Annotated in this window: 1 pseudogene; it reads left to right on the plus strand. The window is 60.0% G+C overall.

Features of this window, described 5'->3' with window-relative positions:
* Positions 1 to 305, plus strand: a pseudogene (locus tag P0G09_RS18215) (phosphoribosylaminoimidazolecarboxamide formyltransferase); the annotation flags it as partial.

Below are 305 nucleotides of genomic sequence, written 5' to 3' on the forward strand. Positions count from 1 at the left end.
TGACCATCAACGCCGACACCATGCTGACCAACTGTGTCACCGAGAACAAGAGCGTGACCGAGGAGCAGAAGCGGGACCTGATCATTGCCCTCATCACCCTGAAATACACCCAGTCCAACAGTGTCTGCTACACCGCAGGCGGCCAGACCATCGGCGTGGGTGCCGGTCAGCAGAGCCGCATCCACTGCTCCCGTCTGGCGGGCCAGAAGGCCGACAACTGGCAGCTGCGCCACATGGACAAGGTGCTGAATCTGCCCTTCCGTGACGATATCGCCAAGCCCAACCGAGACAATGCCATTGATGTG

Origin of the sequence: Faecalibacterium sp. DFI.5.82, from assembly GCF_029076575.1 — a bacterium.
GTDB lineage: Bacteria > Bacillota > Clostridia > Oscillospirales > Ruminococcaceae > Faecalibacterium > Faecalibacterium duncaniae.